Annotated in this window: 1 pseudogene; it reads left to right on the top strand. The window is 69.1% G+C overall.

What is annotated here, in order from left to right:
* Positions 1–794, top strand: a pseudogene (locus FGD71_RS47655) (polyketide synthase); the annotation flags it as partial.

Below are 794 nucleotides of genomic sequence, written 5' to 3'. Positions count from 1 at the left end.
GGTGCGCGACGGGTTGAGTTGCCGACGTATGCGTTCCAGCGGGAGCGGTTCTGGCTGGAGGCTGCGGCGCGGGCCGGGGCGGTCGGCGTGGTGGATCCGGTGGACGCGGAGTTTTGGGCTGCGGTCGAGAACGAGGATGTGGAGTCGGTTGCCGGGGTGCTTCGGCTTTCTGGTGATGAGCGGTTGAGTGAGGTGTTGCCCGCGTTGTCGTCGTGGCGGCGTGAGCGGCGTGAGCGGGTGGTGTTGGAGGGGCTGCGGTATGCGGTGTCCTGGGAGCCGTTGAGGTTGGGTTCGGCGGTTGCGTCGGGGCGTTGGCTGGTGGTGGCTGAGGGGGAGTTGGGGGAGCGTGTTGCTGGGTTGCTGGGTGATGTGGGTGTGGATGTGCGGGTGTGGATGCCTGGGGTGTGGGACCGGGTGAGTGTGGCTGAGGGTGTGGCGGGTTTCGGTGAGCTCGATGGTGTGGTGTGTGTGGCGGGGTTGGAGGGGTCCCTTGCGGTGGTGCAGGGGTTGGGTGATGCCGGTGTAGGGGCTCCTTTGTGGTTGCTGACTTCTGGTGCTGTGGCGGTGGGTGATGAGGCGCCTGGCAGTCTCGCGCGGGCTGGGGTGTGGGGTTTTGGTCGGGTGGTGGGGTTGGAGCATCCGGACCGTTGGGGTGGTCTGGTCGACCTGCCGCAGGTGTGGGACGAGGCCACCGGTGCGCGGCTGGCGGGTGTGCTGGCGGGGGTCGAGGGCGAGGTGGCGGTCCGCGCGGCGGGTGTGTTCGGGCGGCGTCTGGTGCGGGCTGCGGGTGTGGG

This window comes from Streptomyces sporangiiformans (genome assembly GCF_005768555.2).
Taxonomy (GTDB): Bacteria; Actinomycetota; Actinomycetes; order Streptomycetales; family Streptomycetaceae; genus Streptomyces; species Streptomyces sporangiiformans.
The sequence above is the reverse complement of the archived record's forward strand: the minus strand, read 5'-3'. Positions and strand labels throughout refer to the sequence as shown.